Origin of the sequence: Streptomyces sp. NPDC001401, assembly GCF_042895385.1 — a bacterium.
Classification (GTDB): domain Bacteria; phylum Actinomycetota; class Actinomycetes; order Streptomycetales; family Streptomycetaceae; genus Streptomyces.
The window spans coordinates 1-13868 of the sequence record NZ_JBIAWI010000036.1; the positions used below are offsets into that span (position 1 = coordinate 1).

A 13868-nucleotide genomic window follows, 5' to 3' on the forward strand; every position below is an offset into this window, starting at 1 on the left:
GGGGGGGGGGGGGGGGGGGCGGGGGGGGGGGGGGGGGGGGGGGGGGCGGGGCGCGGCGGCGGCGGGGGCGGGGGGGCGGGGGGGGGGGGGGGGGGGGGCGGCCCGGCCCGCCCCCCCCCCCCCCCCCCCCCCCCGCTCCGGGTTCACACGTACGAGGGGCCGTACGTCGGTCAGACCTCCACCACGACCGGGAGGATCATTGGCCTGCGCCGATACGTGTCGGAGACCCACTTGCCGAGGGTGCGGCGGATTAGCTGCTGCAGCTGGTGCGGCTCCACCACCCCGTCCTGGGCCGAGCGCTCGAGTACCTCGGCGATCTTCGGCATCACATCGCCGAAGGCCGAGTCGTCGATGCCCGAGCCGCGGGCCTGGATGTGCGGGCCGCCCGTGATCTTGCCGGTGGAGGAGTCCACCACGACGAAGACCGAGATGATGCCCTCGTCGCCAAGGATCTTGCGATCCTTCAGCGCCGGCTCGCCCACGTCGCCGACCGAGAGCCCGTCGACGTAGACATAACCCGCCTGGACCTTGCCCGAGATCTTTGCCTTGCCCTCGACGAGGTCGACGACCACGCCGTCCTCGGCGATGACGATGCGGTCGTGCGGGACGCCGGTCATGGCGCCCAGTTCGGCGTTGGCGCGTAGGTGGCGCCATTCGCCGTGGACCGGCATCAGGTTCTTCGGGCGGCAGATGTTGTAGAAGTACAGGAGCTCGCCCGCGGACGCGTGACCCGAGACGTGGACCTTCGCGTTGCCCTTGTGGACCACGTTCGCGCCCCAGCGGGTCAGGCCGTTGATCACGCGGTAGACCGCGTTCTCGTTGCCGGGGATCAGCGACGACGCCAGGATCACCGTGTCGCCGTCGACGATGCGGATCTGGTGGTCGCGGTTGGCCATGCGGGACAGGGCCGCCATGGGCTCGCCCTGCGAGCCCGTGCAGACCAGCACGATCTCGCTGTCGGGGAGGTCGTCCAGTGTCTTCACGTCGACGACCAGGCCCGGCGGGACCTTCAGGTAGCCCAGGTCTCGTGCGATGCCCATGTTGCGGACCATCGAGCGGCCTACGAAGGCGACCCGGCGGCCGTACTCATGAGCCGCGTCCAGGATCTGCTGGATGCGGTGGACGTGGCTGGCGAAGCTCGCCACGATGATCCGCTTGCGGGCGCTCGCGAAGACCTGGCGCAGGACGTTGGAGATGTCGCGCTCGGGCGGGACGAAGCCGGGCACCTCCGCGTTCGTCGAATCGGAGAGGAGGAGATCGATTCCCTCTTCGCTCAGTCTTGCGAACGCGTGGAGGTCCGTCAGGCGACCGTCCAGCGGGAGCTGGTCCATCTTGAAGTCGCCGGTGTGGACCGCCATGCCGGCCGGCGTGCGGATGGCCACGGCGAGGGCGTCCGGGATGGAGTGGTTGACCGCGACGAACTCGCAGTCGAAGGGGCCGACACGTTCGCGGTTCCCCTCCGCCACCTCGAGGGTGTACGGGCGGATGCGGTGCTCCTGGAGCTTCGCCTCGATGAGGGCGAGGGTCAGCTTGGAGCCGATCAGCGGGATGTCCGGCTTCTCGCGCAGGAGGTAGGGGACGCCGCCGATGTGGTCCTCGTGGCCGTGCGTGAGCACGATGCCCTCGATGTCGTCGAGGCGGTCCCGTACGGACGAGAAGTCCGGCAGGATCAGGTCGATTCCGGGCTGCTCCTCCTCGGGGAAGAGCACGCCGCAGTCGACGATGAGAAGACGGCCGCCGTACTCGAAGACCGTCATGTTTCGGCCGATCTCGCCGAGACCGCCGAGCGGGGTGACCCGTAGGCCGCCCTCGGGGAGCGGCGGGGGCGGGCCGAGTTCAGGATGCGGATGACTCAAAAGACTCTCCTCACCACACGCGCCACGTACCAGTGGGCACGTGGCGCGCGTGACGTTCGTGCATGAGCAGTTGTCGTTGTGGGGTGCGGGCACCGGTGGCCCGCCTATTCAGTTGTGAAGCCTGTCGTGCCAAGTCTGGTGTCAGAGCTGTACCCCGCCTGCAGCAAGATCGATCTTGAGCTGGGCGATCTCTTCGAGCGTGCACTCCACCATGGGTGCGCGCAGGGGTCCCGCGGGCAGGCCCTGGAGGGCGAGGGCGGCCTTCGTCGTCATGACGCCCTGGGTGCGGAACATGCCCGTGTAGACCGGGAGCAGCTTCTGGTGGATCTCGGTGGCCTTCTGGACGTCGCCGGAGACGAACGCCTCGACGAGGGCGCGCAGGTCCGGAGTGACCACATGACCGACGACCGACACGAAGCCGACCGCGCCCACGGAGAGCAGCGGCAGGTTCAGCATGTCGTCGCCGGAGTACCAGGCGAGCCCGGAGCGGGCGATGGCCCAGCTCGCGCGCCCGAGGTCGCCCTTGGCGTCCTTGTTGGCGACGATACGCGGGTGCTCGGCGAGTCGGACCAGCGTCTCGGTGTTGATCGGGACGCCGCTGCGCCCGGGGATGTCGTAGAGCATGACCGGCAGCTCGGCGGCGTCGGCGACGGCCGTGAAGTGCCGGTACAGGCCCTCCTGCGGGGGCTTGTTGTAGTACGGCGTCACGATCAGGAGGCCGTGGGCGCCCACCTTCTCGGCGGCCTGGGCCAGCTCGATGCTGTGGTGGGTGTCGTTCGTGCCGACGCCGGCCACGACGTGGGCACGGTCGCCGACCGCCTCCAGTACGGCTCGTACGAGATCCGATTTCTCCGCGTCACTGGTGGTGGGGGACTCGCCGGTGGTGCCGTTGATGATCAGGCCGTCGTTGCCTGCGTCCACCAGGTGGGTGGCGAGCCGCTGCGCGCCGTCGAGGTCGAGTGCGCCGTCCGCCGTGAAGGGCGTGACCATGGCGGTGAGGACCCGCCCGAAGGGGGTCTGCGGAGTGGAGGTCGGAGCCATGGGTAACACGCTACTCGCTGCTCAATGCGTGGTCTGCCCTTGGGGTGCGGGATAAGTCAGGACAAATGCGGAGCCCGGTACTGCCTGCTCGGGGGTTCAAGCAGTACCGGGTCCGTTTGATCAGGCTAGATGAACTTCTCCAAATGCCGCAATACGGACACTTCGCGAGGCTGACCCGTACATCTGTCCTCCGTTGGGGAACGGGGGTGCGCTACGGCGCCACACGGCCGTTCGCGTTGAAGGCGGCGTAGGTGAGCGGCATGAGCCTGGCCCACTCGGCCTCCATCTTCTCGCCGACCATCTCGATCTCCCGCTGCGGGAAGGACGGGACCTTCGCCAGTTCGTGCTGGGTGCGCAGGCCGAGGAAGTGCATCAGCGAGCGGGCGTTGCAGGTGGCGTACATGGAAGAGAACAGGCCGACCGGGAGGACCGCGCGGGCGACCTCGCGGGCGACGCCGGCGGCGAGCATCTCCTGGTAGGACTCGTACGCCTGACGGTACGAGTCCTCCATGACGCGGCCGACCAGCTCCTGCTGGGCCTGGGTGCCCTCCACGAACACGTACTTGCCGGGGCGGCCCTCCTGGACGAGCTTGCGGGACTCGTCGGGGACGTAGAAGACGGGGTGGAGCTCCCGGTACCGGCCCGATTCCTCGTTGTACGACCAGCCGACGCGGTGCCGCATGAACTCGCGGAAGACGAAGATCGGGGCGCTGATGAAGAAGGTCATCGAGTTGTGCTCGAAGGGGCTGCCGTGCCGGTCCCGCATCAGGTAGTTGATCAGGCCCTTGGAGCGCTCCGGGTCCTTGCCCAGCTCGTCCAGGGACTGCTCGCCGATGGTCGAGACTCGGGCGGCGAACAGCACGTCGGCGTCGGACGCGGTGTGCTTGACCAGTTCGACGGTGACGTCACCGCGGAAGCTGGGCTTGAGGTCGTCGGCGGGGGTGTCGGTCACGGCTCGGAGGGTCCTTCCATCACTTCTCTCGGGCGGCGCCCACTCTACGGCCCGGCACTGACAACGGGGCGTTCGGTGCCGGGACGCGACATACGTCGGCGAAATTCTGTGAATTCGGCGAAACCGGGCACCTTTTGGGGCTCTCGACCGTCTGTGTTGGTGACAGTGATTCGTTCGATCCCCGAGGGGAGACGCAGCACCCATGTTCCGTCGGCGCGAGCCCGTCCCGTTCGCCTTTGTCGCCGAAGCCGACAGGTTCCGCAGCAATGTCGCTCCTCCGCCCCGTCAGCGGGCGTCCGCCGGTCAGATAGCCGGGCGCTGGCTGCTCGGACTCACCATCGTGGCCGGGCTCGTGGGCTCGCTGGTCCTCGGCATGCCTGCGCTGTCCAGCCCTGCCTCCACTCCGGCTCAGCAGTCACAGGCCTCTCAGGGGCACTGACTCCATCCGGACCCCCGCGGGTGGTGAGCAGACACATAGGCGGATAGCCTCACCGGGCACAGCCCCATGCATGGATTGAGTGAGGACCAGCCGTGCCCCTGCCCTTCCTGACGGCCGACCGTGCCTATGAGACGGCTGACGATGCCGCGCTGCCCTTCGACGACCGCGACCGCTGGCGGCGGCCCTACCGTCCCGGGCCGTGGCGTGTGGGCGTGGCGGCACTCTGGCTGCTGCTCGCCTCGTTCGTGCTGTTCGCTGCGGTCATCATCGCGTTCACCGCTTCGGCTTCCGAGGCCGGCGTGGTCTTCGGAATCGCGCTGGCCGTCATCGCGGGCTCCCTCAGGCTGCTGCGCATGGGCGCCTGGGTGAGTGCGCGCGGGCTGCGCCAGGTGGGCTTCTTCGGGACGCGTACGACGCCGTGGGAGCGGGTCGTCGCCCTGCGGACGGTGCAGCAGCCGGTGCGCTGGCTCGGGCTGCCGCGCACGGTCCAGGGGCAGGCGCTGATCCTCGTACGCAGTGACCGTCCTGCGCAGGACGCACCGGTGCTGCTGACCACGCACAACGCGGACTTCCTGGCGCGAGCCGGGTCGTTCGACCGGGCTGCGGACACGATCGAGGCGTGGGCGGCGGAGAACGGGCGCGGCTGACCCGGCGTTCGTACGAAGGGGCCGGTCCGCGGTGGGTGCGGGCCGGCCCCTTCGACGTACGGCTGAGGTGGAGTCGCGGGCCTCAGGCCTCGATCGCTCTGCCTTCGTGCAGGGCGATGGCGCGTTGCATGGCCTTGCGGGCGCGTGGAGTGTCGCGGGCGTCGTGGTAGGCGACGGCGAGGCGGAACCAGCTGCGCCAGTCGTCGGGAGCAGTCTCCGTCTCGGCCTTGCGCTTGGCGAAGACCTCGTCGGCCGAGTCGCGGTCGATACGGCCGCCCGGCGTGCGCTTGAGCTCGTCGACGGGCAGGCCGCCCTCGGCGTCGAGTTCGGCCGCGAGGGCGTTGGCCTTGCGGACGAACTGGGTGTTCTTCCACAGGAACCACAGGCCGATCACCGGCAGGATCAGCACCGCCGTACCGAAGGTGACGGTGAGGACCGTGCCGGACTGGATGAGCATGACGCCGCGGCTGCCGACCAGGACGAAGTAGAAGACCAGGACGGCGGCCGTTATGGCGTAGGAGAGCTTGGCTCGCATGGCGGGTGTCAGCCCAGGTCCAGGAAGTGTTCCAGGCCGAAGGTCAGGCCCGGGGTGGTCACCACGCGGCGTGCGCCGAGCAGGATGCCCGGCATGAAGCTGCTGTGGTGGAGCGAGTCGTGCCGGACGGTCAGCGTCTCGCCCTCGCCGCCCAGCAGGACCTCCTGGTGGGCGAGCAGGCCGCGCAGGCGGACGGCGTGGACGGGGATCCCGTCGACGTTCGCGCCGCGGGCGCCGTCCAGGGCCGTCTCGGTGGCGTCCGGCGCCTGGGCCGAGCCTGCCGCACGCCGCGCCTCGGCGATGAGCTGGGCCGTGCGCGTGGCGGTGCCTGAGGGGGCGTCGACCTTCTTCGGGTGGTGCAGCTCGATGACCTCGACGGACTCGAAGTAGGGCGCGGCGATCTGCGCGAACTTCATCGTCAGTACGGCGCCGATGGAGAAGTTGGGCGCGATCAGCACGCCCGTCTCCGGCGAGGCCGCCAGCCAGCCCTTGAGCTGCGTGAGACGCTCGTCGGTCCAGCCCGTCGTACCGACGACCGCGTGGATGCCGTGGCTCACGCAGTACTCGAGGTTGTCCATCACCGAGGCCGGCGTGGTCAGTTCGACGGCGACCTGGGCACCGGTCTCGGCGAGGGTCTCCAGCTTGTCGCCCCGGCTCAGGGCGGCCACCAGCTCCATGTCCTCGGCCGCCTCGACGGCCCGTACCGCCTCCGAGCCGATCCGGCCCTTGGCACCGAGGACCGCCACGCGCAGCTTGCTCATCTACTTGCTTCCTTCAGGAGAGGACTTACGCGACCGCTTCGTGCAGACGGGACGCCTGCTTGTCCTTCAGCGGGCCGATGACCGACAGCGAAGGCCGCTGTCCCAGGACGTCGCGCGCGACGGAGCGGACGTCGTCCGGGGTGACCGAGGCTATCCGGGCCAGCATGTCGTCGACGGACATCTGCTCGCCCCAGCACAGCTCGCTCTTGCCGATACGGTTCATCAGCGCGCCCGTGTCCTCGAGCCCCAGGACCGTCGAACCCCTCAACTGGCCGATGGCGCGGCCGATCTCGTCGTCGGACAGGCCGTGCTCGGCGACGTGGTCGAGTTCGTCGCGGCAGATCTTCAGCACGTCGTGGACCTGCGAGGGCCTGCAGCCCGCGTACACGCCGAACAGGCCGCAGTCGGCGAAGCCCGAGGTGTACGAGTAGACGCTGTACGCCAGGCCGCGCTTCTCGCGGACCTCCTGGAAGAGGCGCGACGACATGCCGCCGCCGAGGGCTGTGTTCAGCACGCCGAGGGCCCAGCGGCGGTCGTCCGTGCGGGCGAGGCCGGGCATGCCGAGGACGACATGTGCCTGTTCGGTCTTGCGGCCGAGCAGTTCGACGCGGCCCGCGGTGCGGATCGTGCGGCTGCCGTCGCGCGGGGCGATGGGGGCCGCCGTGGCGTTCTTGAAGGCGCCCGCCTTCTCGAAGGCGGCGCGCACCTGTCGTACGACCTTGTTGTGGTCGATGTTGCCGGCGGCCGCCACGACCAGGTGGGTCGGGTCGTAGTGCTTCTTGTAGAAGCGGCGGATGCGGTCGGCGGTGAGGGCGTTGACCGTGTCGACCGTGCCGAGGACCGGGCGGCCGAGGGCGTTGTCGCCGAACATCGTGTGCGCGAACAGGTCGTGCACGCAGTCGCCCGGGTCGTCCTCGGTCATCGCGATCTCTTCGAGGATCGCGCCGCGCTCGACGTTGACGTCCTCCTCGATGATCAGGGAGCCCGTGAGCATGTCGCAGACGACGTCGATGGCCAGCGGCAGGTCGGTGTCGAGCACGCGCGCGTAGTAGCACGTGTACTCCTTCGCCGTGAACGCGTTCATCTCGCCGCCGACCGCGTCGATGGCCGAGGAGATGTCCAGCGCGCTACGGCGGGTGGTGCCCTTGAAGAGCAGGTGCTCCAGATAGTGCGTGGCACCGTTCAGGGACGGCGTCTCGTCGCGGGAGCCCACGTGCGCCCAGATGCCGAAGGTCGCGGAGCGGACCGAGGGCAGGGTCTCGGTGACGATACGCAGACCGCCGGGGAGGGTGGTCTTGCGGACCGTGCCGATGCCGTTCTCGCCCTTGATGAGGGTTTGGGTACGGGCGACGGCCCGCGCCTCCGAGGAGGTGCGGGCCGTCGCCTTGAAGCCACGGGGCGTCACTTGTCGCCGTCGTCCTTCTTCTCGTCGCCTTCTTCGCCCTCGATGACCGGGATCAGGGAGAGCTTGCCGCGGGAGTCGATCTCGGCGATCTCGACCTGGACCTTCTGGCCCACGCCGACGACGTCCTCGACGTTCTCCACGCGCTTGCCGCCCGCGAGCTTGCGGATCTGCGAGATGTGCAGCAGACCGTCCTTGCCCGGGAGCAGCGACACGAACGCACCGAAGGTCGTCGTCTTCACGACGGTGCCCAGGTAGCGCTCGCCGACCTCCGGCATGGTCGGGTTGGCGATGCCGTTGATCGTGGCGCGGGCGGCCTCGGCGGCCGGGCCGTCGGCGGCACCGATGTAGATGGTGCCGTCGTCCTCGATCGTGATCTCGGCGCCGGTGTCCTCCTGGATCTGGTTGATCATCTTGCCCTTGGGGCCGATGACCTCACCGATCTTGTCCACGGGGATCTTGACCGTGATGATCCGCGGGGCGTTCGGGGACATCTCGTCCGGCGTGTCGATCGCTTCCATCATCACGTCGAGGATGTGGAGACGGGCGTCACGGGCCTGCTTCAGGGCCGCGGCCAGGACGGAGGCCGGGATGCCGTCCAGCTTGGTGTCGAGCTGGAGGGCGGTCACGAACTCCTTGGTGCCGGCGACCTTGAAGTCCATGTCACCGAAGGCGTCCTCCGCACCGAGGATGTCGGTGAGGGTGACGTAGTGCGTCTCGCCGTCGATCTCCTGGGAGATCAGACCCATGGCGATACCGGCGACCGGGGCCTTCAGCGGCACACCGGCGTTCAGCAGCGACATGGTGGAGGCGCAGACCGAGCCCATGGACGTCGAGCCGTTGGAGCTCAGCGCCTCGGAGACCTGGCGGATCGCGTAGGGGAACTCCTCGCGCGTCGGCAGGACCGGGACCAGGGCGCGCTCGGCGAGAGCGCCGTGGCCGATCTCGCGGCGCTTCGGGGAGCCGACGCGGCCGGTCTCACCGGTGGAGTACGGCGGGAAGTTGTAGTTGTGCATGTAGCGCTTGCGCGTCACCGGCGACAGCGTGTCCAGCTGCTGCTCCATGCGGAGCATGTTCAGCGTGGTGACGCCCAGGATCTGGGTCTCGCCACGCTCGAACACCGCGGAGCCGTGCACGCGCGGGATGGCCTCGACCTCGGCGGCGAGCGTACGGATGTCCGTGACGCCACGGCCGTCGATGCGCTTCTTCTCCTTGATCACGCGCTCGCGGACGAGCTGCTTGGTCAGGGAGCGGTACGCGGCGGAGATCTCCTTCTCGCGGCCCTCGAACTCCGGCAGGAGCTTCTCGGCGGCGAGCGCCTTGACGCGGTCCAGCTCGGACTCGCGCTCCTGCTTGCCCGCGATCGTCAGCGCGGAGGAGAGCTCCGGGCGGACGGCGGCGGAAAGCGCCTCCAGGACGTCGTCCTGGTAGTCGAGGAAGATCGGGAACTCGCCGGTCGGCTTGGCGGCCTTGGAGGCGAGGTCGGCCTGGGCCTTGCAGAGCACCTTGATGAAGGGCTTCGCGGCTTCCAGACCGGCGGCGACGACCTCCTCGGTCGGGGCCTCGGCGCCGCCCTTGACCAGCTGGATGGTCTTGTCGGTGGCCTCGGCCTCGACCATCATGATCGCGACGTCGCCGTCCTCCAGGACGCGACCGGCGACGACCATGTCGAAGACGGCGTCCTCGAGCTCGGAGTGCGTCGGGAACGCCACCCACTGGTTGTTGATCAGCGCGACGCGAACGCCGCCGATCGGGCCGGAGAAGGGCAGACCGGCCAGCTGCGTGGACGCGGACGCGGCGTTGATCGCCACGACGTCGTACAGGTGGTCGGGGTTGAGGGCCATGATCGTGGCGACGACCTGGATCTCGTTGCGCAGGCCCTTCTTGAAGGACGGGCGCAGCGGGCGGTCGATCAGACGACAGGTGAGGATCGCGTCCTCGGAGGGACGGCCCTCACGGCGGAAGAAGCTGCCGGGGATCTTGCCGGCGGCGTACATCCGCTCCTCGACGTCCACCGTCAGGGGGAAGAAGTCGAGCTGGTCCTTGGGGTTCTTGGAGGCGGTGGTGGCCGACAGCACCATGGTGTCGTCGTCCAGGTACGCCACGGCGGAGCCGGCGGCCTGCTTGGCCAGGCGGCCCGTCTCGAAGCGGATGGTGCGGGTGCCGAAGGAGCCGTTGTCGATGACGGCCTCGGCGTAGTGGGTCTCGTTCTCCACTAGCGTTTTCTCCGTTACTTTTCGTCTTTTGTCCCGATCCGCCCGTGTGGCGGGGGGACGTGGGCGGAGAAGCGCTCCGTCTGGTGCGGGCCGGTCTTCGATCGAAGCACCCGGGTTCGCATTGCCCGGGGGCCACTACCGAGGACCGGCGGCGGCGAGGTGCACTTCTCCTCGTGGTATTGCGTTGTGCTACCACACTACAAAGCGGGTGTGACACTCCGCACGTTTCCGTACGTACGGCAAAGGGAGCGATCCCCGATCGTTTCGGGAACCGCTCCCTTCCTCACGTCTTACTTGGCGCCCGCCGCACCACGGCGGATGCCGAGGCGGTCGACCAGCGCACGGAAGCGCTGGATGTCCTTCTTGGCGAGGTACTGCAGCAGGCGACGGCGCTGACCGACCAGGATCAGCAGACCACGGCGGGAGTGGTGGTCGTGCTTGTGGGTCTTGAGGTGCTCGGTCAGGTCCGAGATCCGGCGCGAAAGCATGGCGACCTGGACCTCGGGGGAGCCGGTGTCGCCCTCCTTCTGGCCGAACTCGGTGATGATCTGCTTCTTCGTAGCGGCGTCGAGCGACACTCGTACTCCTCGTAGTCTTCAAAGTTGCCACCGAGTGCCCCCGGTCTTTGTCTCGGGGGAGCTTCCGTTACTCGGGAGGCGGGGATCCGCTGGGCGCGGCCTCCAGGGCCGGCAGGTGAACCTGCGGGGGCTCCGGGGGTGCGTACACAAACGGCCGTCACACAGCGTACCAGCCAGTGGGGTGCCCACTTCACGGCCATTACTTCACGGCCATGCTCTCGATGCCCAGGACGAGATAGACCCACTTGGGCTGCCCCTTGGCCGGGCCGTCGACCTTCTTGACGCCGAAGAAGATGCGGCCGTCCTGGACGACGATGTCGTTGTAGTCCGTCATCGTCATCAGGTCGGCCTCCTCCGGAAGGTCGAAGTAGAGGTACGGGGTCTCCGTGCCCGTCTGCGGATCCAGGCTGACCAGCCCCGAGGGCATCACGTGCTGGTCGGTCACGCGTACGGCGAGGAGTTTGCCGCCGCTCGTCCGGACCGGGTACAGGAGGGAGCCGGGACCGGAGTCGTACTTCTTGGTGGTCTTCCCGGTCGCGAGGTCGAAGCCGATGATCCAGTTGGAGTTGATCAGCTCGCCCGACTCCTTGCTGCGCAGGAAGACCTGGCCGTCACCGACGGCGATGGTCGGGCAGTCGTCGGTGGTGAGGAAGTCGTCGTACGAGCACTCGCCGACGTAGGTGCCGTTCTGGAGGCGGATCACGGCGCGGGGCTTGCCCCGGGTGTCGAGGGAGAGCATCTCGGAGATGCCGATCTCGCCGGCCTGGACGGCCAGGACGGGCGGCTCGGCGGACGGGATGTTGAGGTCCCGGATGCCCTTCGCGGCGAAGTAGGTCCACAGGACCTTGCCCGTCTTCGGGTCGACCTTGCGTGCCTTGTAGGTGGTGGCGTCCGTCGAGTCGGCGGGGGCCTTGTCGTTCCAGCACTGCTGGCGGACGAGCAGTGCGCCGCCGCCGGCCGCGCCCATGTCCTGGCAGGAGCCGGTCGACGTCGTCTCCCAGATGCGCCTGCCGGTGTTCATGCTGTACGCGTCGGTGCCGCCGCCCCAGGTCACGACAACCGTGCCGTGCACCAGGGTCACGCTGGGGGTGTCCTGGTCGTCGCCGCCCGTCGCCAGCCCCTTGGCGTCACCGAACTCGGAGTAGGGGAAGTCGGTGTCCCACAGCTCGCGGCCGTCGTCGAGGTCGAAGAAGGCCACGTGGTTGCAGTAGGCGCCGCCCCGGTCGTTCGCGCGGAACAGGACGGCCGTGCGGTTGTCGTTGGTCACGTGGCGGGTGTAGCCGCAGATCGGGCCGTCGAGGGGGAGCTTCCACTTCTCGTCGCCGGGGGCCGCGTCGGTGCCTATGCGCAGGCCGATGACGGTCTTGTTGATGCCCTTGGCGAGGATCTTGTCCGTGGCCCACATGCCGGGCATCTGGTAGTGCTCGCCCGGGCTGAGGTCGTCCACGGAGAAGCGGAAGGCCATCTTTCCGGTGGTGCTCGCGGGCTTCTTCTCGACGGTCTCCCGGACGTCGAGCGGCCCCTGGCTAGTGGCCGACCCGTTCGACGTCTTCGTGCCGTCGCCGGCGCCCCACAGGAGCCGGCCGCCCGTGCCGAGCGCCGCGACCAGCACGAGTGCGAGCAGCGCAAGCAGCCACTTCGGGCGGCGCTTCTGCCGTGGGGGCTGCGCGGGCGGGGCAGGCTGGGCGTACATGGGAGGGGGCGGGCCGAAGCTCACGCGAGGGTCCTTTTCCTGTGAGGTTTTCCGAAGTTTCCCCGTGACGGGGCACGGATTCCGGCGCAGTGCTCACGCAGACGCCCCACGCCCTGTGTGCAGGGGGTGGGGCGTTCAGGCTTTTCTCGCCGGGCGGGTCTCAGTTCCCGATGCCGCCGCGGACCTTGCCGTAGACATCGAGGACTGCCAGGCAGACCGGGACCAGGGACAGCAGGACCAGCGAGTCCGCGAGGTCCAGCATGCGGCCCCAGAACGGGGAGAGCCCCTTCTGCGGCACGATCAGGGCGATCGCGATCAGCAGCAGCACACCGGCCCCGACCGAGGCGCCGAGCCACAGGGTCCGTACGTTGACCGGACCGTGGTTGTTCTGGAGCAGCTGGATGATGATGTCGGCCGGCGGCGAGATCGCGAGGCCGAGGACCAGCAGGCCGAGCGTGATGACACCGGCGACGAACAGGCAGGCGACCTGGGCGGTGTAGCGGAACAGGCGGGCCCGCAGCATCGCGGCGAGGCCGGTGCACAGGGCCAGCAGCTGGGCCCAGCCGCTGTCGCTGAAGCCGAGCACCGCGCCGCCCGCACCGACGATGACGGCGGCGCACCCGCCGACCAGGCCGAGCAGCAGTTCGTGGCCGCGACTGGTCTGGGCGACGATGCGCTGGACGTCGACGGCCTCGAGGTCGCCTTCGCGGCCCTCGCGACGGGCCCTGGCCAGGTCCTCGGGGTTGCGGAAGCCGATCGGCAGCTTGGCGAACCGGGACGACCAGCCGGGCAGGAAGCCCACGACCGCCAGGGCGACGACCGAGGTGCCGGCGGCGATCTCCCGCGGCGCCGCGTCGGTGAGCACACCGCAGAACACGGCGAGCGTGCCGATCGCGGAGGCCAGCGCGGCGGCCACGAACGGGGCGTCTCCCTGCGGCAGCAGCATGATCAGCACGACCGAGAGCAGCAGTACGGCGACGCAGCCGACGAGGAACTGGAGCCTTCCGGGGCCTTCGTGCGCGCCCTGCGCAATGACCCCGGAGCCCGCGATGAGCGCGTGCGGCAGTGCCGAGATGCCGAGCGCCACGGCGGAGCCCCGGTCGTCGTACACCCGGGCCCGTACCCCGGCGAGTGCCGTGAGGCCGAGTGCGGTCACGCCCGCGAGGATGCCCTGCAGGCCGTGCATGTCGTGCCGGATCGGGTCCGCGAACCAGAAGACGAAACCGAGCATGATCAGCAGCAGCGAACCGGCGACGAGGCCGGCCACCCGCATCAGGTTGTCGTTCCAGCTGCGGATGTCCTGCTTGACCGCCGCGGCGATGGCGTCCACGACGTCGTCGTGGACGGCCGGCGGCAGGGAGTCGGCGAAGGTCCGCAGCAGCAGCACCTCACCGTCCCGGACCCGGTGCTCCAGCAACGAACGACTCGCGTCGAGCACCTGACCCTCGCGGGTCACAAGGTGATAACCGGCAAGACTGGTGTCCGACTGGACCAGGCCCGAGAGCCTGATGATCTCAGGAAAGAGGTCCTGGATCGGCAGGTCCTCCGGCAGCGCGACATCGACTCGGCTGTCCGGCGCTGCGATGGTGATTCGGCAGAAACCTGTCGAAGTCCCCGTGCTCACCTGGTGTTCCCCCTGCTAGACAAGGCTGCTTCATGCAGTTCGTACAACGCGAAGCGCCACCCTATCCCTTGCCCTACGGGGTGTTGGGCCTGCCTCCCTCATTTCTCCCCGTACCCCCTCGGCA

At 69.0% G+C, this 13868-nt stretch carries 12 protein-coding genes; 2 read left to right on the forward strand and 10 right to left on the reverse strand.

Features of this window, described 5'->3' with window-relative positions:
- Positions 1-170: 170 nt before the first annotated feature.
- The 3 genes from ACFY10_RS53580 to thyX all read right to left on the reverse strand — a co-directional run bounded on the left by ACFY10_RS53580 (position 171) and on the right by thyX (position 3849).
- A complete protein-coding gene (locus tag ACFY10_RS53580) occupies positions 171-1856 on the reverse strand; it encodes a ribonuclease J (RefSeq protein ID WP_390672729.1) in 1686 nt (561 codons plus the stop codon).
- Positions 1857-1997: 141 nt separating this feature from the next.
- On the reverse strand, positions 1998-2897 hold the full coding sequence (gene dapA, locus ACFY10_RS53585) for a 4-hydroxy-tetrahydrodipicolinate synthase (protein ID WP_390672730.1): 900 nt from the start codon (positions 2895-2897) through the stop codon (positions 1998-2000).
- A gap of 211 nt (positions 2898-3108) precedes the next feature.
- Positions 3109-3849: an FAD-dependent thymidylate synthase gene (gene thyX, locus ACFY10_RS53590; protein WP_390672731.1), complete on the reverse strand. Its 741-nt coding sequence runs from the start codon at positions 3847-3849 to the stop codon at positions 3109-3111.
- Positions 3850-4051: 202 nt separating this feature from the next.
- Here thyX and ACFY10_RS53595 point away from each other — a divergent pair, with 202 nt between their 5' ends.
- Entirely contained in the window at positions 4052-4288 is a 237-nt protein-coding gene (locus ACFY10_RS53595) for a hypothetical protein (protein ID WP_266961358.1), read from the forward strand.
- 92 nt (positions 4289-4380) lie between these two features.
- Complete coding sequence (locus ACFY10_RS53600; protein ID WP_390672732.1) at positions 4381-4935, forward strand: hypothetical protein; 555 nt, start codon at positions 4381-4383, stop codon at positions 4933-4935.
- Between the two features lie 82 nt (positions 4936-5017).
- Here ACFY10_RS53600 and ACFY10_RS53605 read toward each other — a convergent pair whose 3' ends face one another.
- The 7 genes from ACFY10_RS53605 to eccD all read right to left on the reverse strand — a co-directional run bounded on the left by ACFY10_RS53605 (position 5018) and on the right by eccD (position 13744).
- Positions 5018-5470: a hypothetical protein gene (locus ACFY10_RS53605; RefSeq protein WP_390672733.1), complete on the reverse strand. Its 453-nt coding sequence runs from the start codon at positions 5468-5470 to the stop codon at positions 5018-5020.
- Between the two features lie 8 nt (positions 5471-5478).
- The gene (dapB, locus tag ACFY10_RS53610; RefSeq protein WP_390672734.1) at positions 5479-6231 is read right to left on the reverse strand and encodes a 4-hydroxy-tetrahydrodipicolinate reductase; all 753 of its coding nucleotides are present in this window, start codon (positions 6229-6231) and stop codon (positions 5479-5481) included.
- Positions 6232-6256: 25 nt separating this feature from the next.
- A complete protein-coding gene (locus tag ACFY10_RS53615; protein ID WP_390672735.1) occupies positions 6257-7636 on the reverse strand; it encodes a M16 family metallopeptidase in 1380 nt (459 codons plus the stop codon).
- A complete protein-coding gene (locus tag ACFY10_RS53620; protein ID WP_390672736.1) occupies positions 7633-9849 on the reverse strand; it encodes a polyribonucleotide nucleotidyltransferase in 2217 nt (738 codons plus the stop codon). The genes ACFY10_RS53615 and ACFY10_RS53620 overlap by 4 nt, the downstream gene beginning before the upstream one ends.
- A gap of 290 nt (positions 9850-10139) precedes the next feature.
- A complete protein-coding gene (rpsO, locus tag ACFY10_RS53625; protein ID WP_030945091.1) occupies positions 10140-10427 on the reverse strand; it encodes a 30S ribosomal protein S15 in 288 nt (95 codons plus the stop codon).
- Positions 10428-10626: 199 nt separating this feature from the next.
- Positions 10627-12144, reverse strand: coding sequence for a PQQ-binding-like beta-propeller repeat protein (locus tag ACFY10_RS53630; protein ID WP_390672737.1), 1518 nt, complete (start codon positions 12142-12144; stop codon positions 10627-10629).
- A gap of 136 nt (positions 12145-12280) precedes the next feature.
- Positions 12281-13744 (reverse strand): type VII secretion integral membrane protein EccD, encoded by a 1464-nt coding sequence (gene eccD / locus ACFY10_RS53635; RefSeq protein WP_390672738.1) that lies wholly within the window; start codon positions 13742-13744, stop codon positions 12281-12283.
- Between the last annotated feature and the right edge of the window lie 124 nt (positions 13745-13868).